General features: G+C 70.8%; 21 protein-coding genes. 6 read left to right on the top strand and 15 right to left on the bottom strand.

Annotated elements, in window-relative coordinates; translation table 11 throughout:
- Nucleotides 1-88: 88 nt before the first annotated feature.
- From dapD to MFF30_RS07150, 4 genes are all read right to left on the bottom strand, one after another.
- On the bottom strand, nucleotides 89-943 hold the full coding sequence (gene dapD / locus MFF30_RS07165) for a 2,3,4,5-tetrahydropyridine-2,6-dicarboxylate N-succinyltransferase (protein WP_238278238.1): 855 nt from the start codon (nucleotides 941-943) through the stop codon (nucleotides 89-91).
- Between the two features lie 117 nt (nucleotides 944-1,060).
- Nucleotides 1,061-1,489, bottom strand: a complete 429-nt coding sequence (locus MFF30_RS07160; RefSeq protein ID WP_238278237.1) for a hypothetical protein — start codon at nucleotides 1,487-1,489, stop codon at nucleotides 1,061-1,063.
- A 127-nt stretch (nucleotides 1,490-1,616) separates the two neighbouring features.
- A complete protein-coding gene (locus tag MFF30_RS07155; protein WP_238278235.1) occupies nucleotides 1,617-2,075 on the bottom strand; it encodes a cyclic nucleotide-binding domain-containing protein in 459 nt (152 codons plus the stop codon).
- Between the two features lie 97 nt (nucleotides 2,076-2,172).
- Nucleotides 2,173-2,859, bottom strand: a complete 687-nt coding sequence (locus tag MFF30_RS07150) for a response regulator transcription factor (protein ID WP_238278233.1) — start codon at nucleotides 2,857-2,859, stop codon at nucleotides 2,173-2,175.
- Nucleotides 2,860-3,148: 289 nt separating this feature from the next.
- On the opposite strand from MFF30_RS07150, the gene MFF30_RS07145 reads away from it, so the two are divergent.
- Nucleotides 3,149-3,721 carry a L,D-transpeptidase family protein gene (locus tag MFF30_RS07145; protein WP_238278231.1) on the top strand — a complete coding sequence of 191 codons (573 nt, stop codon included), beginning with the start codon at nucleotides 3,149-3,151 and terminating at the stop codon, nucleotides 3,719-3,721.
- Nucleotides 3,722-3,727: 6 nt separating this feature from the next.
- Here MFF30_RS07145 and MFF30_RS07140 read toward each other — a convergent pair whose 3' ends face one another.
- Nucleotides 3,728-4,678 (bottom strand): NAD(P)H-binding protein, encoded by a 951-nt coding sequence (locus MFF30_RS07140; RefSeq protein WP_238278229.1) that lies wholly within the window; start codon nucleotides 4,676-4,678, stop codon nucleotides 3,728-3,730.
- Nucleotides 4,679-4,800: 122 nt separating this feature from the next.
- Here MFF30_RS07140 and MFF30_RS07135 point away from each other — a divergent pair, with 122 nt between their 5' ends.
- Nucleotides 4,801-5,685, top strand: a complete 885-nt coding sequence (locus tag MFF30_RS07135; protein ID WP_238278227.1) for a LysR family transcriptional regulator — start codon at nucleotides 4,801-4,803, stop codon at nucleotides 5,683-5,685.
- Between the two features lie 219 nt (nucleotides 5,686-5,904).
- Here the strand turns inward: MFF30_RS07135 and MFF30_RS07130 are convergent, their stop codons facing one another.
- From MFF30_RS07130 to MFF30_RS07100, 7 genes are all read right to left on the bottom strand, one after another.
- Entirely contained in the window at nucleotides 5,905-8,151 is a 2,247-nt protein-coding gene (locus MFF30_RS07130) for an NADP-dependent malic enzyme (RefSeq protein WP_238278225.1), read from the bottom strand.
- 105 nt (nucleotides 8,152-8,256) lie between these two features.
- Complete coding sequence (locus MFF30_RS07125; RefSeq protein ID WP_238278223.1) at nucleotides 8,257-8,703, bottom strand: hypothetical protein; 447 nt, start codon at nucleotides 8,701-8,703, stop codon at nucleotides 8,257-8,259.
- Between the two features lie 141 nt (nucleotides 8,704-8,844).
- On the bottom strand, nucleotides 8,845-10,695 hold the full coding sequence (lpdA, locus tag MFF30_RS07120; RefSeq protein WP_238278222.1) for a dihydrolipoyl dehydrogenase: 1,851 nt from the start codon (nucleotides 10,693-10,695) through the stop codon (nucleotides 8,845-8,847).
- 44 nt (nucleotides 10,696-10,739) lie between these two features.
- The gene (aceF, locus tag MFF30_RS07115) at nucleotides 10,740-12,155 is read right to left on the bottom strand and encodes a dihydrolipoyllysine-residue acetyltransferase (RefSeq protein WP_283205872.1); all 1,416 of its coding nucleotides are present in this window, start codon (nucleotides 12,153-12,155) and stop codon (nucleotides 10,740-10,742) included.
- Between the two features lie 8 nt (nucleotides 12,156-12,163).
- Nucleotides 12,164-14,827, bottom strand: a complete 2,664-nt coding sequence (gene aceE, locus MFF30_RS07110) for a pyruvate dehydrogenase (acetyl-transferring), homodimeric type (RefSeq protein ID WP_238278218.1) — start codon at nucleotides 14,825-14,827, stop codon at nucleotides 12,164-12,166.
- Between the two features lie 41 nt (nucleotides 14,828-14,868).
- The gene (locus MFF30_RS07105) at nucleotides 14,869-15,087 is read right to left on the bottom strand and encodes a hypothetical protein (RefSeq protein WP_238278216.1); all 219 of its coding nucleotides are present in this window, start codon (nucleotides 15,085-15,087) and stop codon (nucleotides 14,869-14,871) included.
- 113 nt (nucleotides 15,088-15,200) lie between these two features.
- On the bottom strand, nucleotides 15,201-16,184 hold the full coding sequence (locus tag MFF30_RS07100) for a LacI family DNA-binding transcriptional regulator (RefSeq protein ID WP_238278214.1): 984 nt from the start codon (nucleotides 16,182-16,184) through the stop codon (nucleotides 15,201-15,203).
- Between the two features lie 215 nt (nucleotides 16,185-16,399).
- Between MFF30_RS07100 and ptsP the strand changes: the two genes are divergently transcribed.
- From ptsP to MFF30_RS07080, 4 genes are all read left to right on the top strand, one after another.
- Nucleotides 16,400-18,952, top strand: coding sequence for a phosphoenolpyruvate--protein phosphotransferase (gene ptsP / locus MFF30_RS07095; protein ID WP_238278213.1), 2,553 nt, complete (start codon nucleotides 16,400-16,402; stop codon nucleotides 18,950-18,952).
- Complete coding sequence (gene pfkB / locus MFF30_RS07090) at nucleotides 18,949-19,920, top strand: 1-phosphofructokinase (protein ID WP_238278210.1); 972 nt, start codon at nucleotides 18,949-18,951, stop codon at nucleotides 19,918-19,920. The genes ptsP and pfkB overlap by 4 nt, the downstream gene beginning before the upstream one ends.
- An 83-nt stretch (nucleotides 19,921-20,003) precedes the next feature.
- Nucleotides 20,004-21,710, top strand: a complete 1,707-nt coding sequence (locus tag MFF30_RS07085) for a fructose-specific PTS transporter subunit EIIC (protein WP_238278208.1) — start codon at nucleotides 20,004-20,006, stop codon at nucleotides 21,708-21,710.
- Between the two features lie 77 nt (nucleotides 21,711-21,787).
- A complete protein-coding gene (locus MFF30_RS07080) occupies nucleotides 21,788-23,278 on the top strand; it encodes a carbohydrate porin (protein WP_238278207.1) in 1,491 nt (496 codons plus the stop codon).
- On the opposite strand, the gene bioD is transcribed toward MFF30_RS07080, so the two are convergent.
- The 3 genes from bioD to MFF30_RS07065 all read right to left on the bottom strand — a co-directional run.
- Entirely contained in the window at nucleotides 23,241-23,969 is a 729-nt protein-coding gene (gene bioD, locus MFF30_RS07075) for a dethiobiotin synthase (protein ID WP_238278205.1), read from the bottom strand. The two genes, MFF30_RS07080 and bioD, sit on opposite strands and share 38 nt — an antisense overlap.
- Nucleotides 23,966-24,739, bottom strand: coding sequence for a ferredoxin--NADP reductase (locus MFF30_RS07070; protein ID WP_238278203.1), 774 nt, complete (start codon nucleotides 24,737-24,739; stop codon nucleotides 23,966-23,968). The genes bioD and MFF30_RS07070 overlap by 4 nt, the downstream gene beginning before the upstream one ends.
- A gap of 228 nt (nucleotides 24,740-24,967) precedes the next feature.
- A partial coding sequence (locus MFF30_RS07065; protein ID WP_238278201.1) for a ring-cleaving dioxygenase occupies nucleotides 24,968-25,664 on the bottom strand: 697 nt, incomplete at its 5' end.

The raw sequence follows: 25,664 nt of genomic DNA, 5'->3' as shown, positions 1-25,664 counted from the left end.
CCGCTCGGTATCGGATCAAGCCTACCGGCGCCGCCCCGAAGAGGGGCACCGCTCGGTATCGGATCAAGATTCCCGGCGCCGTCCGGGATCAGGTGCGCAGGAGTTCGTTGATGGCGGTCTTGGAGCGGGTGCCGGCATCGACGCGCTTGACGATCACGGCGCAGTACAGGCCCGGGCCGGGGCTGCCGTCCGGCAGGTCCTTGCCCGGCGTGGTGCCGGAGACCACCACCGAATAGGGCGGCACGCGGCCGTACATCACTTCGCCGGTGGTCCGGTCGATGATCTTGGTCGAGGCGCCGATATAGACGCCCATGGAGAGCACGCTGCCCTCGCCGACGATCACGCCCTCGGCCACCTCGGCGCGGGCGCCGATGAAGCAGTTGTCTTCGATGATCACGGGGTTGGCCTGGAGCGGCTCGAGCACGCCCGCGATGCCGGCGCCGCCGGAGATGTGACAGTTCTTGCCCACCTGGGCGCAGGAGCCGATGGTGACCCAGGTGTCGACCATGGTGCCCTCGCCCACATGGGCGCCGAGGTTGATGAAGGACGGCATCAGCACCGCGCCGGGGGCGATGTAGGAGCCGCGGCGCACGACGCAGCCGGGCACAGCCCGGAAGCCGGCCTCGCGAAAGTGCTTCTTCTTCCAGCCCTCGAACTTCGAAGGCACCTTGTCCCACCAGGTCGCACCGTCGGGGCCGCCGTGGATGATCTCCATGTCGTTGAGGCGGAAGGACAGCAGCACCGCCTTCTTGAGCCACTGATTGACCTGCCAGTCGTCGCCGACCTTCTCGGCGACCCGGGCCTTGCCGGAATCGAGAAGGTCCAGGGCCTCGTCGACGGCCTCGCGCACGGCGCCCTTGGTGCCGGTGTCGATGCCGGCGCGCTCCTCCCAGGCGGTCTCGATGGTGGCGGCGAGGTCGGCGGGGGACGCGTGGTGCGGCATGGGGCTGGTTCCGGCAACGGGCTTGTGGGGATGCGGCCCGTGCTTACAAAAGCCCGTCCGGCCTGTCACCTTCGCCGGCGTCTCCTTCGAAGCGCCGCCGCCGCTACCCCGCCGTCATCACCCCGCCGTCATGGGCTTGGCGCTGGCATGGCCGCAGGCGTCGTAGCGGCGCTCGATGAGGAAGTAGTCCTTCCGCGCGGTATTGAAGTATTTGGCCGAGACCGCGACCTCGCGCTTGGCCGGCTGCCCCTCGACGGCGGCGCTGGGCACCCGCTCGATGGTGCAGCACGCGGTTTGATCGCCGAGATACTCGAGTCGGTTGGCGTAGGCCCGGCCGCCATGGTCGCCGTTCCGGACGATGTCGCGGATCATGATGTCCACGTAGGCGTCGTCGGAGAGTGTGGCGTTGGTCTCGTAGCAGATCAGCAGGCGTGTGGACTGGATATAGAGCAGGGCGCCGGCCCCCAGAAATGCCACGACGAGAAAGGCGATGCCCGCGCCCCGCGCGGCCCGCCCCCCTTTTTCGTCCTCGTCGCGCTCCCGCATCACGACCCGATCCCGACCCACCGATTTGTGCTCATGGGGATGAGCATGGGGGCAAGGCGGTGACAAATCCTTTCGAAGATCGCCGCAATCCAAGCGGCACGGGCCGTGTCCCCACCATTCCGCCCCGTCAGGGCGCGATGGCGTAGAACCGGCCGCCCAGGCCGGCGAGGTCGGCGGCGAAGGCGGCCAGATCCTCGGTCAACTCGTCGTGGATCGCCCGGGCGGCGTCGGGGAACTCCTCCAGCACCCGGCGCATCAGGGTCGGGGTGATGCGGACCACTTCCGCCGCGCTCGCCGCGTCGGCGTCGCACGGGCGCTCCCCGCGCTGGAACAGGGCGAGACGCCCGATCAGGCTGGAGCGGCCGGCCGTGACGGGGATGGCGTGGGTGCCGCGCGGGGTGAGCGTGAGGGTGCCCGACATCACCACGAAGCCGCCATCGGCGCGCTCCCCGTGCGCGAAGAGGCGGTCCCCGGCCGCGAGGACGCGGCGCTCGGCGGCGAAGGAGAGCAGGCGCAGGGCGTCCCGCCCCATGAACCCGAACAGGGGGGCGGCGCTCAGGATCGCGATGTCGTCGTCGAGCCCCACGTATCGCCCTCAGCCTGCCAGGTCCTGGCTTTGCCGGGCCCTGGCGCGCAGCTTAGCCGAGGCCGGGGCGGAGGACCATCCGGTAGCCCGTCCGGCCTCAGGGCAGGAGCTTGTAGCCGCCGCCCTCGGTGACGAGGATCGCGGCCAGTGCCGGATTCGGCTCGATCTTCTGGCGCAGGCGGTAGATGTGGGTCTCGAGGGTGTGGGTGGTGACCTGGGCGTTGTAGCCCCAGACCTCGGCGAGCAGCGTATCGCGGCCGACCACCTCACGCCCCGCCCGATAGAGGAAGCGCAGGATCGCGGTCTCCTTCTCGGTGAGCTTCAGCTTGGAGCCGCGCTCGCCCACCAGCAGCTTGGCGCCCGGGCGGAAGATGTAGGGGCCGATCTGGAACACCGCGTCCTCGCTGGCCTCGTGGCTGCGCAGGTGCGCGCGGATGCGGGCCAGCAGCACGGCGAACTTGAACGGCTTGGTGACGTAGTCGTTGGCGCCCGCCTCCAGGCCCTCGACGGTGTCGTCCTCCGAATCCTGCGCCGTCAACATGATCACGGGGCCGCGGTAGCCGCTCCGGCGCATGGCCCGCACGGCCTCGCGCCCGTCCATGTCGGGCAGGCCGACATCCATCACCGCGAGGTCGATCCGGTCGTCGGTGACGCGATTGATCGCGCTCTGCCCGTCCACGGCGGTCAGCACCGTGAATTCATCGTACAGATCGAGTTGCTCCATCAGCGTCTCGCGCAGCGAAGCGTCGTCGTCGCAGATCAGCAGGCGATGGGTATTCGGCATCGACCGAAGGACTTTCAGGCAGTTTGCAGGATGCGCCGGCGGTCTCGAAAAGCCGCAGGCAGGCGGTGACGGAGGATCAACGGTTGCAACGAGAACCCAAGACACGATGATGACACGCGCGCATCGCCTTGCCTTACGTAAATCACGCCACGCACATTAAACCAATAATCCCGGCTGTGCACAATACGGTTGCGCGCAGCCTAACGCTTGGCAAACGGCGCAGCCCCACGAAAAGTTTCACGCCGAATACCGAATTGGCAGGTTCGGGCGCGCACGCGATAAGCGCCCCATGAAGAGAACCAGCCATCGCGAGCAGGACAGTGGTGTCAAGCGGACCAGCCTTGCGGGCCTGCGCGTGCGCGCCCTCGTGACGGATCGGAGCCGGGGCCAGCTGATCGCCGGGGCGGCCGTCATCCCCTGCGCCCTCGGGCGGAGCGGGATCACGCAGGCTAAGCGCGAAGGCGACGGCGCCTCGCCCCGGGGCACGTTCCGCCTGCGCGGCGGCGTCTACCGGCCCGACCACTTCGCGAGCCGGCCCGTCAGCCCCCTCCCCATGCGCCCGAGCGCGCCCGGCGACGGCTGGTGCGACGATGCCCGGGACCGGCGCTACAACCGGCCGATCCGCCTGCCCGCCCCGGGGGTCGGGCACGAGCGGATGTGGCGGGAGGACGGGCTCTACGACCTCGTGGTCGACCTCGATTACAATCGCGGGCCGATCCGGCCCGGGCGCGGCTCGGCGATCTTCCTGCACGTGGCGCGGGGCGGCTTCCTGCCGACCGAGGGCTGCGTCGCCCTGCGCCGGGCCGACCTCGTCCGTCTGCTGCGCCGGGTCGGCCCGGGGACCCGCATGCGGATCGGCTGACCGGGTTCAGGCGGCGCGCGCCCGCAGGGCGGCGAGGCTCGCCGCCACCGCCGCGTCGAGGGGCGTGTGCGGCTCCGCACCGAGGCGGGCGACGAGGCGGGCATTGTCCGGCTGGAGGGTCGCCGACCAGAGATAGCGCATCTCGATCACCTCGCGCAGGAAGGTGACGAAGGGCGCCCCGAGATAGACCAGTGCCCAGGCAAAGCTTCGGACCGGCGGTCGGCCGCCATCCGCCCGCGCCACCGCTTCCGCCATGGCGCGCCCGTGCAGGGCATGGCCCCGGAAGTTCAGGGCCAGGTGGTGCGGCAGGGTCGCCTCGTCGTCGAGGAGGCGCGCGAAGGTCTCGGCGAGGTCGGGCAGGTAGGCCCAGGCATGCCCCGCTCCCGGAACCTCCGGCGTCACCACCCGCCGCAGGGGCCGGCCCTCCCGCATCAGCACGGTGGTGACCCAGGAACTCGGCGCGCGCGGGCCGAAGAAGTCGCCGGCGCGGACGATCAGGTGGGCCAGTCCCGCCGCGGCCTCCAGCATCGCTTCCATCTCGACGCGGACCGCGCCCTTGCGGGTGCGGGGCCGGCGCGGCGCATCCTCGCCGACCTCCGGCCCGGCCTCGGGGGCGTAGACGTAGAGGTTGCCCGGCAGGACGAGGCGAGCGCCGGCCCCCGACGCCGCCGTGATGGCGTGGGCCAGCATGGGGACCGCGAGGCCGCGCCAGTCGCGGTATCCGGGCGGGTTCACCCCGTGGAACAGGACCCGGGCGCCGCGTGCCGCCGCGATCATGTCGGCCTCCCGCATGGCGTCGCCCGCGACCCAGTCGACGCCATCCGGCCCCGTCCGGCGCGCCCGGTCGGGGTCCCGCGCCAGGCCGCGCACCCGCCAGCCGTGCCGAAGCAGCGCCTCCGCCACCGCCCCACCGATTCCTCCCGTCGCCCCCGTGACCAGGGCCAGCCTCTCCGTCATCGCATCCGTCTCCTGCGCGTCCGCCTCTCGTGCATCCACCTTTCGGGGAAGCGGACCGAGGGTGGCGTGCCGGCGGCTCATCGCCCATTGCCGAAAGGTGGCGGGTTGCCATACGAAACCGCATGGACGAGCCGGACTGGCACCTGTGGCGGGCGTTTCTCGGGGTGGTCCGCGCGGGCAGCCTGTCCGGGGCGGCGCGCGACCTGCACCTGACTCAGCCGACCCTCGGGCGCCAGATCGCCGCCCTGGAGCGCAGCCTCGGCCTGACCCTGTTCACCCGCGCCACCGACGGCCTGCGGCCCACCGACCGAGCCCTCGACCTCGTGCCGCAGGCCGAGGCGATGGCGGCCGCGGCGGCCGCGCTCCTGCGCCGGGCCTCCGGCGACGCCGACACGATGCGGGGGCGCATCCGCCTCACCGCCAGCACGTTCCTCGGCGGCGCAGTGCTGCCCGACCTGCTGACCGCGTTCCACACGGCCCATCCGGGCGTCGATCTCGAACTCTCCCTCAGCGACCGCACCGAGGACCTGTTGCGCCGGGACGCGGACCTCGCGGTGCGCAACGTGGCCCCGACCCAGGGCGCCCTCGTCGCCCGGCGCATCGGCGCGGCCCCGGTCCGGTTCTACGCCCATCGCGCCTACGCCGCCCGGCGCGGCCTGCCCGCTTCGGTGGCGGAGCTCGGGCGCCACAGCCTGATCGGCCGGGCGGTCCATGCCGCGCGGGTGCGCCCGACGCTCGGCCACGACCTGACCTTCGCCTTCTCCTGCGACGACGATCTCGGGCTCCTCGCTGCACTGCGCGCCGGCCTCGGCATCGGCTATTGCCAGGACGGTCTCGCCCGCCGCGACCGGGACCTCGTGCCGGTGCTGCCCGAAATCGTACTCGCCGAGATCGGCATCTGGCTCGTCATGCACGAGGACCTGCGCAGCACCCGCCGCATCCGCGCGCTGTTCGGCCATCTGGCGGAGGGTCTGGCAGGGTATCTCGGAGAAGAATTGCCGGCTTAGCAAGTGTGTAGCCGGCTGTCTGGTGCGGGCGTATCGTAGTCTTCGGACCGGCCCGGCCTTATCGCGAGGGCTGCCTTCACCACCGCGTCATCCCGGGGCCGCGCAGCGGAGCCCGGGATCCAGATGCGCGTGGGGGGCCGAGCTGGACGCTGTCGGCGGCTCTGGATGAGACGCCGCCGGCGCGGTCCTTCGGGTCCGGCCCCCCTCCCCTGCCCTGGCTCAGCCTGCCACGTCGGCGGAGGCCGCCGTCAGGGCCGTCATGTTGACGATGCCGCGGACGGTGGCGGTGGGGGTGAGGATGTGGACCGGGCGCGCCGCGCCGAGCAGGATCGGGCCGACGGAGACGCTCTGACCGGCCACCACCTTGAGGGCGTTGAAGGTGATGTTGGCCGCCTCCAGGTTCGGCATGACCAGGAGGTTGGTCTCGGCGGTGAGGGTCGAATCCGGCCGCAGGCGCTCGAGGATCGTGCGGCTCAGCGCCGTGTCGGCCGACATCTCCCCGTCGACCTCGAGATCCGGCGCCTGGGCGCGGATCAGGGCCAGCGCCTCCTGCATCTTGCGCGACACCGGATCGTCGACGCTGCCGAAATTCGAGGACGCCACCAGGGCCACGTGCGGCGTCTGCCCGAAGCGGCGCATCTCCGCGGCGGCCAGCACCGTCATGTCGGCGATCTCCGCCGCGCTCGGGTCGCGGTGGATGTAGGGATCGCAGATGAACAGCGTGTGCCGGGGCAGCTGCAGCAGGCCCATCGCGGCGAGGCCGTGCGCGCCCGGCTTCAGTCCGATCGTCCCGGTCACCTCCGCGAGGTGGGCCGGATAGGTGCCGGTGGTGCCGCAGAGCATGCCGTCGACCTCGCCGGCCGCGAGGAGCCGAGCGGCCTGCACGGTGGCGCCGGTCTCGGGGCTGATCTCGGCGACGTGCACGTCCGTGCCGATGCGGATGCGCAGGCCGAGGCTGGCGATCTTGCTCGCGATGGTCTCGGCCCGGCCGACGAGGACCGGGGTGGCGAGGCGCTCGTCCACCACCACCTGGGCGGCGCGGAGCACTCGGTCCTCCTCGCCCTCCGCGTAGGCGATCCGCTTGGCCCCGGCCTCGGAGGCGGCGGCGAAGACCGGCTGCATCACCGTGCCGGAGGTGTAGACCAGGCGCTCCAGGGAGCGGCGGTAGGTCTCGATGTCCTTGAACGGCCGGGCGGCGACACCGCTGTCGATGGCGGCCTGGGCCACCGCCGGGGCGACGGTGGTGATCAGGCGCGGGTCGAAGGGCCGGGGGATCAGGTAGTCGGGCCCGAAGCGCAGGTCGTTGGCGCCGTAGGCGGCGGCCACCACGTCGGACTGCTCGGCATGGACGAGGTTTGCGATGGCGCGCACCGCGGCGAGCTTCATCGCCTCGTTGATCTCGGTGGCGCCGACGTCGAGGGCGCCCCGGAAGATGAAGGGGAAGCACAGGACGTTGTTGACCTGGTTCGGGTAGTCCGAGCGGCCGGTGGCGATGAGGCAGTCGGGGCGAACCTGCTTGGCCAGCGCCGGCAGGATCTCCGGGTCGGGGTTGGCGAGCGCCAGGATGATCGGCTTGTCGGCCATGCTGGCGACCATCTCGGGCTTGAGCACGCCGCCCTGAGAGACACCGAGGAAGATATCGGCGCCCGCGACGGCGTCGCCGAGGGTCTTGGCCTGCGTGTCCCGCGCATAGGCCCGCTTCTGCTCGTCGAGGCTGGCCATCCGGTCGGTGGAGACGACGCCGCGGGAATCGCAGACGAGGATGTTCTCGCGCTTCAGGCCGAGGCCCACCAGGATGTTGAGGCAGGCGATGGCGGCCGCACCCGCGCCCGAGCAGACCAGGGTGGCGGATTCGATCGGCTTGCCCACCACTTGCAGCGCGTTGATCAGGGCGGCGGCGGCCACGATGGCGGTGCCGTGCTGGTCGTCGTGGAAGACCGGGATCTTCATGCGCTCGCGCAGCTTCGTCTCGATGACGAAGCATTCGGGGGCCTTGATGTCCTCGAGGTTGATGCCGCCGAAGGTCGGCTCCAGCCGGGCGACGGTCTCGATGAACTTCTCCGGATCGGTCTCGTCGATCTCGATGTCGAACACGTCGATGCCGGCGAACTTCTTGAACAGGCAGCCCTTGCCCTCCATCACCGGCTTGCCGGCGAGCGCGCCGATATTGCCGAGGCCGAGCACCGCCGTGCCGTTGGTGATGACGGCGACGAGGTTGCCGCGCGAGGTCAGGCTGTAGGCCTCGTCGGGCTCATGCGCGATCGCCATGCAGGCGGCGGCCACACCTGGGGAATAGGCGAGCGCGAGGTCGCGCTGCGTGCTCATGTCCTTGGTCGGCTGCACCGAGATCTTACCCGGCGTCGGGAAGCGGTGGTAATCGAGGGCCGCCCGGGTCAGGGCGGCCTCGGTGCCGGCATCGGCGTTGGCAGCGGCGCCCGCGGCGCGCAGGTCTGTGTCTTTGCTCATGGGGTGATCCTTTCGGGGTTCGGGTGACAGGCGCCGTCCGCCCCGCCGAGGGGCGGGTCGGTTGGCATCCGGGTTGGGGTGTCGGACGGTTCGCGCGCCAGCGGGTCAGGCTGGGTCGGTGGAGGGCGCCGGCGGCTCCGGGGCCGCGGCCTCCGGTTCGCCCGGCGACGGCGGAACCGGATCGGGTCCGTCCTCTGCCGGTCCGCGCCCCTCGGCCAGGAGGGCGAGGGTCTGGGTCCGGGCCAGGTCCCAGTCGCGCATCGCCCAATCCATCTGCCGCCGCAGGAAATCCTGCTGGAGTTTCAGCATCGCCGGCAGGGTGCGCGCCTCCATCAGCCCCTGCACCAGGGTGAGGTTGGCGGCGAGCTGACGGCGGGTGTTGCGGGCCATCAGCCGGCGAGCGGCCAGGAGGTCCGCGTCGACGTCGGCCCGCGCCGACCGGCCCACCGCGGCGAGGCGTTCGAGGGTGGCCTCGATGGCCTCCGCGACGGCGTCACGGGCGGCCTCGGCGCGGCGGAGGGCGGGGTCGGATTCGGGCTCGTTCGATGACATCAGCACCTCTCCCGGAAGCGCGTCTTCCGAAGCCGGAGCCGGTACGGGCTCCGCGAGGATCGCGCCGGCCCCGGCGCGATCCTGTCTTCCCGATGCGGCGGCGCCCGTCCCCGGCGCGCCGCCGATCCCGCCGACCGGCCTTCAGTGACCGGCCTTTTTCGGCCCGTCCTTCCGGGGCATGTAGAGGTCGGTGATGGTGCCCTCGAAGGCCTCGGCCGCCAGTCCGATCGTCTCCGACAGGGTCGGATGCGGGTGGATGGTCAGGCCGATATCCTCGGCATCCGCCCCCATCTCGATGGCGAGTGCGGCCTCCGCGATGAGGTCGCCCGCCGACGGCCCGACGATGCCGCAGCCGAGGATGCGGTCGGTCTCGGGATCGAACAGGACCTTGGTCAGGCCCTCCTCGCGCCCCAGCGCCAGGGAGCGCCCGGAGGCCGCCCAGGGGAACACGCCCTTGCCGACCTTGATGCCCTTCGCCTTGGCCTCGTTCTCCGTCATGCCGACCCAGGCCACCTCGGGGTCCGTGTAGGCCACCGAGGGGATGACCTTGGCGTCGAAGGCGCTGGCCTTGCCGGCGGCGACCTCTGCCGCGACCTTGCCTTCGTGCGTCGCCTTGTGGGCGAGCATCGGCTGCCCGACCACGTCGCCGATGGCGAAGATGTGGGGCACGTTGGTGCGCATCTGCTTGTCGACGGCGATGAAGCCGCGCTCGTCGACGGCCACACCCGCCGCCTCCGCGCCGATGCGCTTGCCGTTCGGGCGCCGGCCCACCGAGACCAGCACCTTGTCGAAGGTGTCGCTCGCCGGTGCGGTGCCGCCCTCGAACGAGACCTTCAGACCCTCCGGCGTCGCCGTGACGGCGGTGACCTTGGCCTTGAGGTGGATGGCCTCGTACTGCTTTTGGATCCGCTTCATCAGCGGCGTGACCATGTCCTTGTCCGCGCCGGGGATGATCTGGTCCATCAGCTCGACGATGGTCACCTTCGAGCCGAGCGCATGATAGACGGTGGCCATCTCGAGCCCGATGATCCCGCCGCCGATCACGAGGAGGCGGGCCGGCACGCCGTCGAGTTCGAGCGCGCCGGTCGAGTCGATGACCCGGGGGTCGTCGTGCGGGATGAAGGGCATCTGCACCGGCTCGGAACCCGCCGCGATGATCGCGTGATCGAAGCCGATCACGCGGGTCTTGCCCTCGTGCTCCACCGCCACCTGGTTCGGCGAGACGAAGCGGGCCTCGCCTGTCACCACCGTGACCTTGCGCTGCTTGGCGAGACCGTTGAGGCCCCCGGTGAGGCGCTTGACCACCCCGTCCTTCCACTCACGCAGCTTGTCGATGTCGATCTGCGGCGCGGTGAAGGAGATGCCGTGCGCCGCCATGGCGTGGCTCTCGTCGATGACCTTGGCCGCGTGCAGCAGGGCCTTCGACGGGATGCAGCCCACGTTGAGGCAGACGCCGCCGAGGCTCGGCCAGCGCTCCACGAGCACCACCGACTGCCCGAGATCGGCCGCCCGGAAGGCGGCGGTGTAGCCGCCGGGGCCTGCCCCGATGACGAGGACCTGGGCCCGCATCTCCTCGCCGGAGACGGGGGCCGCACCCTTCGGAGCGGCGGAGGCTTGGGCACCGGCACCGCCCTGGGTCGCGGCCGAGCCGTAGCCGGCCTGACCCTCGCCCGGGGCGTGGGCGGCGGCCGGAGCGGCGGCTGCGCCGGTCTTGGTGGTGTCCGTCACGGCGGGCTTGGCCGCGCCGGCACCGGCGGTCTCGGCCATCACCAGGATCAGGTCGCCCTGGCTCACCGTGTCGCCCGGCTTGATCCGCACCTCGGCCACCGTGCCGGCCACCGGGGACGGGATGTCCATGGTGGCCTTGTCGGATTCCAGCACGATGATGACGTCGTCGGCCGAGATCACGTCGCCGGGGCTGACGCTGACCTCGATCACGGGCACGTTCTTGAAGTCGCCGATATCCGGCAGGTGGACGTCGTTGCTGCTCATCGCTTCACCTCACTCGTTGTTTCGCGCGGACCGGGCCTCGTACGTCAGACGACGAGGCGCCGGACGTCCTCGAGGACGTGGGCGAGGTGGCGGGCAAAGCGCGCGGCGAGCGCACCGTCGATGACGCGGTGGTCGTAGGAAAGCGAGAGCGGCACGATCAGGCGCGGCTTGAACTCGGTGCCGTTCCAGACCGGGCTCATCTTGGAGCGGGCGACGCCGAGGATGGCGACTTCCGGCGCGTTGACCAGCGGCGTGAAGGAGGTGCCGCCGATGCCGCCCAGACTCGAGATCGAGAAGGTCGCACCCTGCATGTCGGCCGCCGAGAGCTTGCCGTCGCGGGCCTTGGCCGAGATCGCACCGAGGTCGCGGCTGATCTCGATGATGCCCTTGCGGTCGGCATCCTTGATCACCGGCACGACGAGGCCGTCCGGCGTGTCCACCGCCACACCGATGTTGTAGTAGCGCTTGAGGATCAGCGCATCCTTCTCAGGCGAGAGCGAGGCGTTGAACTCGGGATGCTTGCGCAGGGCCGAGACGGCGGCCTTGATCAGGAAGGCCAGCAGGGTGACGCGGTAGCCCTTGTCCTTGAGCTCCTTGCCGGCGTTGTCGAGTTCCTTGCGGTAGGCATCGGTCTCGGTGATGTCCGACTCGTCCTGATGGGTGACGAGGGGCACGTTGAGCCAGGACCGGTGCAGGTGCGCGCCGGAGATCTTCTTGATCCGCGACAGGGGCTGAGTCTCGATCGGACCGAACTTCGAGAAATCGACGGCCGGGATCTCCGGGATACCCATGCCACCGCCCGAGAAGGCGGCGGTGCCGGAGGCCGCGGCCGCGGGGGCTGCCGAGCGGGTGAGGTGACCCTTCACGTCCTCCTTGGTGATCCGGCCCTTCTCGCCGGTGCCCTTCACCGCTGTCAGGTCGAGCCCGAGCTCGCGGGCGAGCCGGCGCACGCCGGGGCTGGCATGGACCTGCGAGAAGTCGGGGAGGTTGCCGGCCGGGGCGGCCGGGGCGGGCGCGCTCGGAGCGGCGCTCGGGGCCGGCTCCTGCTGCGTCACGAGGGCGGCGCTATCGGCACCGGCGGGCGCGGCGGCGGCCGTCTCGGCGGCCTTGGCCGACTCGCCCTTGAACACGAGGAGCGGCGAGCCCTCGCTGACCTTGTCGCCCAGCTTGACCAGGATCTTCTCGACCACGCCGGCGCTCGGCGAGGGCACGTCCATGGTCGCCTTGTCGGATTCCAGCGAGACCAACGGGTCGTCGGGCCCGATCGTGTCGCCCTCCTTCACGTGAATCTCGATGATCGGGATGTCCTTGAAGTCGCCGATGTCCGGAATCTGGATCTCGATACCCACTGCGTAGTCTCCCTGGCTGAGTCGAGGCCTCTGGCGGGCCCCCTCGTGCGGTCTGCTCGGTGAAAGGGTCGGGAAGTCGGGGCGCCGGCCGCGCTCGGGCGGCCGGCGCAATAGTCGGATCAGACGGTCCAGGGTGCCGGCCGGTCCGTATCGATGCCGTACTTGGCGATGGCGTCTGCCACGGTCTGGGCCGGGATCACGCCGTCCTCGGCGAGGCTGTGCAGGGCCGCCACCACGACCCAGTGCCGGTTGACCTCGAAGAAGTCGCGCAGGCGCACCCGGTAATCCGAGCGGCCGAAGCCGTCGGTGCCGAGCACGCGGTAGCGTCCGGGCACCCAGGTGCGGATCTGGTCGGCGAACAGGCGCATGTAGTCCGTCGAGGCGATCACCGGGCCGGTGCGGCCGGTGAGGCAGGTCTCGACGTGGGAGAGGCGCTTGCCCTCCAGCGGGTGCAGGAGGTTCCAGCGCTCCGCCGCCATGGCGTCGCGGCGCAGCTCCGTGAAGCTCGGGCAGCTCCAGATATCGGAACTGATCCCGAAATCCTGCTCCAGGAGTTCGGCGGCCGCGATGACCTCGCGCAGGATGGTGCCCGAGCCCAGAAGCTGCACCCGGTGTCCCTTGGTCTTCTCCGCGGGGCCTTCCTTGAACAGGTACATGCCCTTGATGATGCCGGCCTCCGCGCCCTCCGGCATGCCGGGATGCTCGTAGTTCTCGTTCATCACGGTGATGTAGTAGAACACGTCCTCTTGCTCGGCATACATCCGGCGCAGGCCGTCCTGCACGATCACCGCGACTTCATACGAGAAGGTCGGGTCGTAGGAGACGCAGTTCGGGATGGTCGAGGACATGAGGTGGCTGTGGCCGTCCTCGTGCTGCAGGCCCTCGCCGTTCAGGGTCGTGCGCCCGGCGGTGCCGCCGATCATGAAGCCGCGGGCCCGCATGTCGCCCGCCGCCCAGGCGAGATCGCCGATCCGCTGGAAGCCGAACATCGAGTAGTAGACGTAGAACGGGATCGTCGGCGCGTCGGAATGCGAATAGGAGGTCGCGGCCGCGATCCAGGACGACATCGCGCCCGGCTCGTTGATGCCCTCCTGGAGCATCTGACCGTTCTTGTCCTCCTTGTAGTACATCAGCTGGTTGGCATCCTCCGGCCGGTAGAGCTGACCGACCTGGGAGAAGATGCCGAACTGGCGGAACATGCCCTCCATGCCGAAGGTGCGGCTCTCGTCGGGCACGATCGGCACGATACGGTTGCCGATGTTCTTGTCGCGCAGGAGCGTGTTGAGGATGCGCACGAACGCCATGGTGGTGGAGATCTCGCGACCCGCGGTCTCCTTGAGCTGGGCCGAGAAGGCCGAGAGCGGCGGGATCTCCAGGGATTGCGACTTGCGCCGCCGGGCCGGGAGGGGACCGCCGAGCGCCGCGCGCCGCGCCATCAGGTAGTTGTGCTCGGGGCTCCCCTCGGGGAACTTGATGAAGGGGATCTCCTTCAGCTGGTCGTCCGAGAGGTCGATCTGGAAGCGGTCGCGGAACTGCTTGAGGACCGCCTCGCCCATCTTCTTCTGCTGGTGGGTGATGTTCTGGCCCTCGCCGGACTCGCCCATGCCGTAGCCCTTGACGGTCTTGGCGAGGATGAGGGTCGGCTGGCCCTTGTGCTTGGAGGCGGCGCTGTAGGCCGCGAACACCTTGCGGGGATCGTGGCCGCCGCGGGTGAGGCGCCAGATGTCGTCGTCCGACCAGTCGGCCACCAGGGCCGCCGTCTCCGGGTACTTGCCGAAGAAGTGCTCGCGCACGTAGGCGCCGCTCTTCGACTTGAAGTCCTGGTACTCGCCGTCGACGCATTCCTCCATCAGGCGCGCCAGCATGCCGGTGCTGTCCTTCTGGATCAGGGCGTCCCAGCCCGAACCCCACAGCACCTTGATGACGTTCCAGCCGGCGCCCCGGAAATCGGCCTCGAGCTCCTGCACGATCTTGCCGTTGCCGCGCACCGGGCCGTCGAGGCGCTGGAGGTTGCAGTTGATGACGAAGACGAGGTTGTCGAGTTTTTCACGCGCGGCGAGCGCGATCGCACCGAGGCTTTCGGGCTCGTCCATCTCGCCGTCGCCCATGAAGGCCCAGACCTTGCGGCCGTCCGTCTGCGCGAGGTTGCGGTGGTGCAGGTAGCGCAGGAAGCGGGCCTGGTAGATCGCCATCAGGGGGCCGAGGCCCATCGAGACGGTGGGGAACTGCCAGAAATCCGGCATCAGCCAGGGATGGGGATACGAGGACAGGCCCTTGCCACCGACTTCCTGGCGGAAACCGAGGAGCTGCTCCTCGGTCAGGCGGCCTTCGAGGAACGCGCGGGCATAGACGCCGGGCGAGGAATGGCCCTGCACATAGATCAGGTCACCGCCGTGATTGGCGTCGGCGCCTCGCCAGAAATGCATGAAGCCGGTGTCGTAGAGGGTCGCGGCCGACTGGAAGCTGGCGATGTGGCCACCGAGCTCGGACGAATCCTTGTTGGCCCGCAGGATGATCGCGATGGCGTTCCAGCGGATCGCCGAGCGGATGCGGTGCTCGATCGCGCGGTCGCCCGGATGCGGATCCTGCTTTTCCGGCAGGATCGTGTTCAGGTAAGCAGTATTGGCCGAATAGGGAACCGGAGCGCCCTTCTTGCGGGCCCCGTCGATGACCTGTTCGATCAGGTAATGGGCGCGTTCCGGGCCGTCGACGTCCAGGACGCCGTCCAGCGAATCTAGCCATTCCTGTGTCTCGACCGGGTCGAGGTCGCGGCTACGCTCCATGGGCATCCTCCATTAACTTTTATGCGGATCGTGGGACCCGCTTATTTGACTGAGCGCTCTTCAGCAGCGTTCGTGCCAACTCCAACCAAGCGCTTTTCGCGTTTGGTGGCAATGGGTTCGCGAAAAGACAAAGCCGTCGGTCTGCGATATTTGTTACGCGTTTGAATTTTTTTGTCTGGGTTTCCGGACACGCCACGATGGCGTTGACCGCCGGGTGCCCGGCTTACCGGCGCAAGACGCATGGATTCGAGTTCATGCATGCCTAGGGTTGCATCCGAGGCGGGCCTTCGGCCGCCCCGCCCTCGGAAGCGTCAACCCAGCCCTGCACGCCCCGCAAGGCGACGCAGATTTGTCCCGAAATCCGCACCGCGCCTCAGGCGCGCCGCGACGAACCGCGCACGATGAGACGACCGCTCAGGGTGACCTTGCGGACGGGTTGATCCGGCGCCTTCAGGCGGTCGAACAGCAGCGCCATGGCCTGGGCGCCGATCTCGGCGACCGGCTGCTCGATCACCGTGAGGCCGGGTTCCACGAGGTCGCTCCAGGGCTCGTTGTCGAAGCCGGCGAGGCCAAGGCTTCCGGGCGCGGCGAGGCCGAGGCGCCGGGCCGCCCGCACCGCGCCCATCAGCATCAGGCCGTTGGAGAGGACCAGCGCATCCGGGCGATCGTCCCCGGCCAGCCATTCTACCAGGATCGCCTCGGCGGCGGCGGCATTGGGGGCGGCCACCCGCGCCAAGGGCTCGGCCCCGACCCGGCGCAGCGCACCCTCGTAGCCCGCCTGGCGCTCTTGCGCGGTGGAACTCGTCGCGCCGAACAGGCCGCCGATCCGGCGGTAGCCCTGCGCCCAGAGGTGTTCGGCCAACTGGGCGGCGGCCGCCACATTGTCGAGGACGACACTATCATGGGCGCCGGGCGGGCCGGCCCGGTCGATGAGCACCGCCGGCACGTCGAGGTCGCCCGCCTTCATCGCCTCGGCGGTGACCCGGGTCGGGGCGAAGATGAGGCCGGTGACGCGCTCCTCCTCCATCAGGCGCAGGTACAGGGCCTCCCGGTCCGGATCCTCGTCGGTGTTGCAGAGGATCACCCGCATCCCGGCGGCATAGGCCGCATCCTCGACCGCGCGGCTCACGGCCGTGAAGAACGGGTTGCGGATATCGGCCACGATCAGGCCGATGGTCTGGGTCGATTGCGAGCGCAGGCGCCTGGCCGACAGGTTGGGCCGGTAGCCGGTGGCGCGCACCGCCGCCTCGACCTGCTGGCGCAGGGCCTCGCTGACCGGTCCCCGCCCGAGGGCCCGCGAGACCGTCGCGGTCGAGACCCCCGCCGCGCGGGCGACATCGCGAATTCCGACGCTCATCGGGCGAGACGCCCGGGACGGTGCGCGACATCCGGGTCCAGACAGCCCACGATAGGAAACGTTTTCAGCATCATGGCAGCCACATTGGCACCGATGCGCAGAGCGAGCAATCGCCCATTTGGCACTATTTCACCAATCTCGATTGACAGGATCTGTGAAAACGTTTTCATTAGTTGCAACGACAAACCCCACACCATTGATGGGAGGAGCACGCCATGCTCGCACCGACACCCCCCTTAGGCCCGCGCCTGCTCATCCGCCTTGCCGCCGCGCCCGCCACCAAGGAAGCGGCTATCCGCGAGGCGGCGCAGCTCCTCGTGGCGGCCGGCTGCATCGATCCGGCCTACGAGGCCAGCATGCTGCGCCGGGAGGCGGTGTCGAACACCTATCTGGGGCACGGCGTCGTCATCCCCCACGGCATGGTCGACGACCGCCACCTCGTCCGGCAGAGCGGGCTCGCGGTGCTGCAGGTACCCGGGGGCATCGTCTGGCACGACGGCCAGGTCGCGCATCTGGTCGTCGCCATCGCGGCGCAATCCGACACGCACATCACGGTGCTGCGGCGCCTCACCCGCCTGATCCAGGACGAGGCCCGCCTCACCGCCCTGCGCGACACGACCGCCAAGGAAGAGATCGCCGCCGCCCTCAGCGAGGACGCGGCGAGTCCCGGCGCGGCCGGCCCCGCCACCGATCTCAGCCAGCGCTTCGAGTGGACGGTCGATTATCCGACCGGGCTGCATGCCCGCCCGGCCTCGCACTGGGTGGAAGTGGCCCGGACCTGTCCGGCGCGGATCCAGGTGCGGCACGGCGCCGAGGTGGCCGATGCCAAGAACCTCATCGCCCTGCTGCAACTCGGCCTGCGCTGCGGCGACGCGGTGACGATCTCGGCGGAGGGCGACGACGAGGCCGGCGCGCTCGCGAAGATCTGCAAGGCGGTGACCGGCCTCAGCGCTGCCGAGAAGGCCGCCGCGAAGGCGGCCGCCGATGCCGCCGCGAAGGCGTCCGGCCCGGTCGCCGGCTGGAACCCGGCCGAAGCGCCCCGTGCCCTCGCCGGCCTCGGGGCCAGCCCCGGCCTCGTCATCGGCCCCATCCACGTCCTCAGCCTCGCCGAGCCCGTAGTGCCGGACGAGCCGGAGCCCCTGACGAGCGGTGGCGACCGCCTGCACGCGGCCCTCGAGGCCACGGACGGACAGCTGCGGGCGCTCGCCGACGACACCGCCCGCCGCCTCGGCGCGGCCGATGCCGGCATCTTCAAGGCCCAGGGCGAGCTCATCGCCGACACCGACCTCATCACCCTGGCCTGCCAGCTCATGGTGGAAGGCCACGGCGTCGCCTTCGCCTGGAACCAGGCCGTGGAGCGGATGGCCGCCAAGCTCTCGGCCCTGGGCAACCCCGTGCTCGCCGCCCGCGCGGCGGATCTGCGCGACGTCGGCCGCCGGGTGCTGGCCCAGATCGATCCGGCCCTGAAGAGCGGCCACGACCTGCCGGACGTGCCCTGCATCCTCGTGGCCCCCGACCTCGCCCCCTCCGACACCGCCGGGCTTGACCCCACCCGCGTCATCGGGCTGGCCACGGCGCAGGGCGGCCCGACCTCACACACCGCGATTCTCGCCCGGACGCTTGGCATCCCCGCCATGGTGGCGGGCGGGCCCGGGCTGCTCGCCCTGGAGAACCGCACGCAGGCCATCCTCGACGGCGGCACCGGGCGCCTCTACCTCGACCCGAGCGCGGCGGACCTCGCTTCGGCCCGGGCCTGGAGCGAGCGCCAGCGCGCCAAGGCCGAGGACGAAGCCCGCGCCCGGGCGCTGCCCGCCCGCACCACGGACGGGCACGTGGTCGCCATCGGCGCCAACGTCAACAACCCCGAGCAGGTGCCGCTGGCCCTCGACCAGGGCGCGGAGGGCGTCGGCCTGATGCGCACGGAGTTCCTGTTCCTGGAGCGCGGCGACACGCCTTCCGAGGACGACCAGTACGCCACCTACCGGGGCATGCTCACGGCGCTCGCCAGCCGGCCGCTCATCGTGCGGACCCTCGACATCGGCGGCGACAAGCAGGTGGCGCATCTCCACCTGCCCAAGGAGGAGAACCCCTTTCTCGGGGTGCGCGGCGCCCGCCTGCTGCTGCGCCGGCCCGACCTGATGGAGCCGCAACTGCGCGCCCTCTACCGCGCCGCCAGGGACGGCGTGCCGGCAGGCGCCCCCGTCGGCCAGCACGCGCCGCTCTCGATCATGTTCCCGATGATCACCTCGGTGCCCGAGGTGCTGGCCCTGCGCGCCCATTGCGACCGCATCCGGCGCGACCTCGACGCGCCGGAAGTGCCGCTCGGCATCATGATCGAGGTGCCGGCCGCCGCGATCCAGGCCGATGCCCTCGCCCGGCACTGCGATTTCTTCTCCATCGGCACCAACGACCTGACCCAGTACGCCCTGGCCATCGACCGCCAGAACACCGACCTCGCGCCCGAGGCCGACAGCCTGCACCCGGCGGTGCTGCGCCTCATCCACATGACCTGCGAGGGCGCGGCCCGGCACCGGCGCTGGGTCGGCGTCTGCGGCGGCATCGCGGGCGATCCGTTCGGGGCCTGCCTGCTGGCCGGGCTCGGCGTGCACGAGCTCTCGATGACGCCCCGGGACGTCTCAGCCGTGAAGGCGCGCCTGCGTGCCTCCGAGATCGGCGACCTGCGGGCGCTCGCCGCCCGGGCCTGCGCCCAGGAGGATGCGGCCGGGGTCCGGGCGCTCGCCCACGAGATCATGGGAGCGGTCGCATGAGCCTCGACAGCGCGCGGGTCGTGACCTGCACCCTGAACCCAGCCCTCGACCAGACCGTCGTGCTCGACGCGCTGGTTCCCGGGGCGGTCCACCGCGCCCGCAGCGTGCGCAGCGATGCCGGCGGCAAGGGTGTGAACGTTGCCGCCTGCCTGGCCGACTGGGGCGTGCCCGTGGCCGCCACCGGCGTGCTGGGCCAGGACAACGCCGCCCCGTTCCAGGCCCTGATGGAGGCCAAGGGTATCGCGGATGCCTTCGCGTGGATCCCCGGCGAGACCCGGACCAACCTCAAGCTCCTCGACGCGCAGAGCGGCGACACCACCGACATCAACCTGCCGGGGCTCGCCGTGACGGCGGACGCCCTGGTCACGGTGCGGGCGGTCCTGCGCAGCCGCGCCACCGAAGGCACCCTCGCGGTCCTGGCCGGCAGCCTGCCCGGTGGCCTGCCGGCCGGGACCTATGCGGACCTCACCGCCGCCTTGGTGGCGCGCGGCGTCCGCGTGATCCTCGACGCGTCCGGGCCGGCCCTCGCCGCCGCCCTCGCGGCTCCGGCGGACGCCCTCCCCTTCGCGATCAAGCCGAATCGGCACGAGCTGGAGGAATGGGCCGGGCGCCCCCTGCCGACGCTCGCCGCCGTCGCCGCCGCCGCCCACGACCTGCGGGTGCGGGGCATCCCCCTCGTGGTGGTCTCCCTGGGCGCCGAGGGGGCCCTGTTCGTCACCGAGGCCGAGACGCTGCACGCCCTGCCGCCCCCGACCACGATCGCCAGCACGGTGGGGGCCGGCGACGCCCTGGTGGCCGGGCTCGTGGCCGGACTGCATGCGGAGCTGCCCCTGGCCGACACCGCCCGCCTCGCCCTCGCCTTCGCGGCCGGCAAGCTCGGCCATGCCGGGGCGAACCTGCCGCCGCGCGAGACCGTGCGGGCCATCGCCGCCACGGTGCGGGTCGAGACGCTCTCTCCCCGGATGTAGCGCGGGGCCCCTCCCCCGTGCGGGGAGGGGGACGCGCGCGAACGACGCAACGATCGAACACGAATCAGCAGCAGGAGGAAGCCATGACCCAGGTGTTGGCGGTGGTGGGAGGTGGGGATCAGGGCCTGCACGCGGTGCTGGCCGGGGCGGCCCTGCGCAAGGCGGCCGAGCGGCGCCGGCAGGCTGTCGAGGTGGAGCTGCGCGGCAAGGGCGTCGGCGGGAACCCGCTCAGCGCCAGCGCGATCCAGGGCGCCCAGGCTGTGCTGCTCATCGGAGAGGGCGATCTCGGCGAGGGTCGGTTCGGGGCGATGCGCCGGGCCCGCATCCGGATCGAGGACGTGCTCACCGACGCGCAGGCGGTGCTGGACCGCGTCCTCTCCGGGGACGCCCCGACCCCGGTCGCCGCGAGCATTCCGAAAAAAATCGTCGCCATCACCTCCTGCCCCACCGGCATCGCCCACACCTTCATGGCCGCCGAGGGCCTTCAGGCGGCGGCCGAGGCCCTGGGCCATCCGATCCGCGTGGAGACGCAAGGCTCGGTGGGTGCCCGCGACGCCCTCACGCCGGAGGAGATCGCGGCGGCCGACCTCGTGCTGATCGCCGCCGATACGGGCGTGGACCGGGCGCGCTTTGCCGGCAAGAAGCTCTATGCCACCAACACCAAGGCGGCGATCCGGGACGGCAAGGGCCTGATCGCCACCGCCTTCGCGGAGGCCCAGGTCCACGGGGGCGAAGCCGTCGCCGAGGGACCGGCCCGCCCGGCCGCCGCCGAGACGAAGGCCGGCGCCTACAAGCACCTGATGACCGGTGTCTCGTTCATGCTGCCCTTCGTGGTGGCGGGCGGCCTGCTCATCGCGCTCGCCTTCGCCTTCGGGGGCATCGACGCGATGAAGCCCGAGAATGCCGGAACCCTCGGCTTCGCGCTGGGCGAGATCGGCGCCAAGGCGGCCTTCGCGCTGATCGTGCCGGCGCTCGCCGGCTACATTGCCTATTCCATCGCCGACCGGCCCGGCATCGCGCCCGGCATGATCGGCGGCATGCTCGCCGCCAACCTCCAGGCGGGCTTTCTCGGCGGCATCGCGGCCGGATTTATTGCCGGCTACGCGACGTCCTTCCTCAACAAGCACATCCGCCTCCACCGGAATCTGGAGGGGTTGAAGCCCGTCCTGATCCTGCCCCTGCTCGCCGCCGCGATCACCGGGCTCCTGATGATCTACGTGGTCGGTGTGCCGGTGGCGGCGATCCTGGCCGCGCTCACGGAATGGCTGAAGGGCATGCAGGGCACCAGCGCGGTGCTCCTCGGCCTCGTCCTCGGCGGCATGATGGCGGTCGACATGGGCGGTCCCGTCAACAAGGCGGCCTATGCCTCCTCCGCCGCCCTGATCGCCTCCGGCATCACCGCCCCGATGGCGGCGGTGATGATCGGCGGCATGACCCCGCCGCTCGGCATCGCCCTCGCCACCCGCCTGTTCCCCGCCCGCTTCTCGAAGCCCGAGCGCGAGGCCGGCGGCGCGGCGGCGGTGCTGGGCGCGGCCTTCATCACCGAAGGCGCGATCCCCTTCGCGGCGGCCGATCCGCTCCGGGTCATCCCCGCGATGGTGGCGGGCTCCGCCCTCGCGGGCGCCATCGCCCTGAGCCTCGGCGTCGAGATCAAGGTGCCCCATGGCGGCCTGTTCATCCTGCCGATCCCCAACGCGGTGACGAACCTGCCCGGCGCCCTGATCGCCATCGCCGTCGGCACCCTGGTGACGGGGCTGCTGGTCGGCCTCCTGAAGAAGCGGGCGGCCTGACCGCACCGACCACGACACGACGGACCCGGCGCCAAGACCGGGCACATCGAAACGCCGAATCACAGGGGAGACGAGAGATGGGCAAGGGATTGAGGGCGGCCGTGATCGGCCTCGGACTGGCGACGATGGCCGCCGCGCCGGATGCGCGGGCGCAGGGGTTGGACGCCGGGACCGGCCTCGGCGTGCCGGAGACGGTGCAGCGCCCCGCCCCGCGGCGAACCCGCGCCCGGCCGCCGCAGCCGGACGGCCAGGGCTTCGCGGGCGCCGACAGCGCGGCGGGGGCCGCCGACACCCTGGGCCAGACCGCGACCCCGCCGACCCTGGCGGCCGGCACCTTCGACCTCGGCAACGGGCTCAGCCTCATCGCCAACTACACCGGGCAGGCGGCCGCCAACCCCATCGGCGGCATCCGCCAGGGCGGCGCCTATGCGGGACAGGTGTTCTTCGGCATCGACGCCGACCTGAACCGGCTCGCCGGCATCGCGGGCGGCGCGGTCCACGTCGCGGTGACGAACCGGCACGGCAACAGCCTGTCGGAGCGGTACATCGGCAACAACACCTCCGTGCAGGAGATCTTCGGCGGCGGTCAGACCACCCGGCTCACCCTGCTCAGCTACGAGCAGAAGCTGTTCGACGACCGGCTGATTGTCGAGTTCGGCCGGCTGGTCGCCAACATCGCCTTCCTCAATTCGCCGATCTACTGCAATTTTCAGTCGAATTCCGCCTGCGGCAACCCGACCTTCGTGTTCAAGACCTCGAACTTCACGTTCTGGCCGGTCTCGAGCTGGGGCGCGCACGCCAAGGCCTGGCTCACCGACCGGGTGTTCTTCCACGCGGGCGTCTACGAGGTGAACCCGCGCCACCAGCAACCCGGCGACAACGGCCTCGACTTCTCGACGCGGGGCGCCACCGGCGCGATCCTGCCGTTCGAACTCGGCTATTCCACCACCTTCGCCAACGATCCCCTGCCCCGGAACTACGGCATCGGCGGCTGGTACGACGCCTCCGACTATGCCGATCCGGTCCGCGACGTCACCGGGCAGCGCTCGGTGCTCACCAGTCTCGCCCCCGCCACCCGGTTCGGACGCTCCGGGGTCTATGCCCGCTTCGACCAGATGGTGTGGCGGCCCGACCCCGCCGGCATCCAGGGCCTGACCCTGTTCGGCGTCGCCATGGCGGGCACCTCGGGGCGTCTGGTGGAGGATTACTTCCTGGAGATCGGCGCGCTCCAGACCGGCACCTTCGCGGGCCGGCCTTTCGACACGCTGGGCTTCGTCATCAACACCCAGAAGTTTTCGCCGCTCGCGCTCTCCAACATCGTGCTGGCGCAGAACAGCCTCGGCATCGACCGCACGATTCCGCGCCAGCAGATCATGATGGAGCTGAACTACGGCATCCAGGTCGCGCCCTCGGTGCGGCTGACGCCGAACCTCCAGTACATCATAAACCCGGACCAGACCCGCTTCCCGTTCTACCGCAAGAACATCCCCGACGCCTTCGTGATCGGTGCCAAGCTGTCCGTGGACCTGTTCACCCTGGCGGGGCTCGCCCGGGGCCCGGGGCAGTAGCGTCGGGTGCGCCGATCAGGTCGGCGAGGCCGTCCGGGCAGGCGCCGTCGCGAGGGACGATGTGGGTCGCCACGGCGCCGTGCCGGGCGATGGCCCCGGCGACGAAATCGGGCGGCGTCGGAGCGTCGGGGCTCTCACAGACAACGGCGGCGCGGAGCGGCACGCCGTGCGCCCGCAGGGTCTCGATCGCCGTCAGCGCGTGGCTGATGGCACCGAGATAGGAGCCCGAGACGAGGAGCGCGGGGAGGTCCAGGGCCTTGAGCCAGTCGAGGCCGGTGGCCTCCGGGGTGACCGGGCTCATCAGGCCGCCGACGCCCTCGATCAGCAGGGTGCCGCCGGGCGGCGTCGCCCGAATCGCGTCGCGGCACCAGCCGACGAGATCGGCCAGGGCCAGCGCCCGCCCCTCACGGGCGGCGGCGAGATCGGGGCTGAGCGGTGCCGCGAAGCGCCAGGGCGAGCAGGCCGCGACCGTCGCGGGCGTGACGGCCAGGCCCTGGGCGGCCAGGAGCCGGGCCGTGTCGCTCGCCGCGAAGTCCGGATGGTCGAGGGCGGGCACGCCGCTCGCGAGCGGCTTGAGGGTACGCACGGGGCAACCCGCTTCCCGCAGCCGCCGCGTCAGCGCGGCGGTGACGTAGGTCTTGCCGATCTCGGTGCCGGCGCCGGCAATGAAGACGGCGCGGGAGCGGCTCACTTCTCGACGAACGCCTTCTCGATGACGTAGTGGCCGGCCTCGCCGTGGTTGCCCTCCTCGTAGCCGCCATCGGTGAGGAGCATGCGCGTGTCGCGGATCATGTCGGGCGAGCCGCACAGCATGAAGCGGTCGTTCTCGATGGACATCGGCGGCAGACCGATATCCTCGAACAACTTGCCGGAGGTCATCAGGTCGGTGATGCGGCCGCGGTTGCGGAAGGGCTCGCGCGTGACGGTGGGATAGTAGATCAGGCCGGCGCTGATGACCTCGCCGAGGAACTCGTGGTTCGGCAGGTCCTGCGTGATGGTCTCGCCGTAGGCGAGTTCCTGCACCTGCCGGCAGCCGTGGACGAGCACGACCTTCTCGAAGCGCTCGTAGGTCTCCGGGTCCTTGATGATCGACATGAAGGGGGCGAGCCCCGTGCCCGTGCCGAGCAGGTAGAGGTGCTTGCCCGGCATCAGGTTGTCGAGCACCAGCGTGCCGGTGGGCTTTTTGCCGACGATGATCGGGTCCCCGACCTTGAGGTGCTGCAGCTTCGACGTGAGCGGGCCGTTCGGCACCTTGATCGAGAAGAACTCCAGCTCCTCCTCGTAATTGGCCGAGACGACGCTGTAGGCGCGCAGCAGCGGGCGGCCCTCGACTTCCAGGCCCATCATCACGAATTCGCCGTTGCGGAAGCGGAAGGCGGGGTCACGCGTGGTGCGGAAGGAGAACAACGTGTCCGTCCAGTGGTGGACGCTCAGCACACGCTCCTCGTTGAACTTGCTCATCGACGGTCCGTCTCGACTCTCGCTCGAATCTCGAAGCTTTGCCCGGGGTCTTCTCGCACCTGCGGTAGGCCCGTCAAGGCACATGACAACGCACCCGTCCTGCATCGCGCTCAAGCCTCGCACACGGGGCGCCGCCGTGTCGTGCCGGGCACTCCGGTCTGTTCGTGTGAGAGGGCGCCCTGCACGGACAGCCGACGCCGGACGGGGCGTGATCGCCGGCGCGCAGGATCAGAGTGGCTTCAGGCCCGCCTCGATCTCGGCCCGGCGGCCTTCCAGGAACGGCGGCAGGGCGAGGCGCTCGCCCAGGGTCTCCAGCGGTTCGTCGGTGGCGAAGCCCGGCCCGTCCGTGGCGATCTCGAACAGGATGCCGTTGGGCTCGCGGAAGTAGAGGCTGCGGAAATAGTAGCGGTCCACCGGCCCGCTGGAGGGCATGCGACGCTGCTGGAGGCGATCTGCCCAGGCCGCGTAATCGGCATCCGGAATCCGGAAGGCGACGTGGTGCACGGCGCCCGCGCCCTGGCGGGCCGGCGCCAGCTTCGGCTCGGCCACGAGATGGATTTCGGCCGCAGGACCGCCCGCCCCCATGCGGTAGACCCGGACCTCGCCCTCGGGCAGTTCATAAACCCGGTCATGGCTCATGCCGAGCACCTCGGTGAGGACAGCTTCCGTGCGCGCGATCTGCGCCACGCTGAGCCGGATCGGGCCGAGGCCACGGATCTGGTGCTCGGCCGGCACGGGGCTCTGCGCCCAGGGATGGGCTTCGCCCGCCCCGCCATCGTCCACCAGCATCAGGCGCTGGCCCTCGCCGTCCTCGAAATCGAGGGTGAGGCGGCCGTCCCGCTCCACCGGCACGGCGTGGCTGACTCCCTGCCGGGCCAGGTGCTCGCGCCACCAGTCGATCGCTCCCGGCCCGGCGACACGCAGG

The organism is Methylobacterium goesingense (assembly GCF_022179225.1).
Lineage (GTDB): Bacteria > Pseudomonadota > Alphaproteobacteria > Rhizobiales > Beijerinckiaceae > Methylobacterium > Methylobacterium goesingense.
This window is presented reverse-complemented; position numbering and strand designations above follow the sequence as displayed.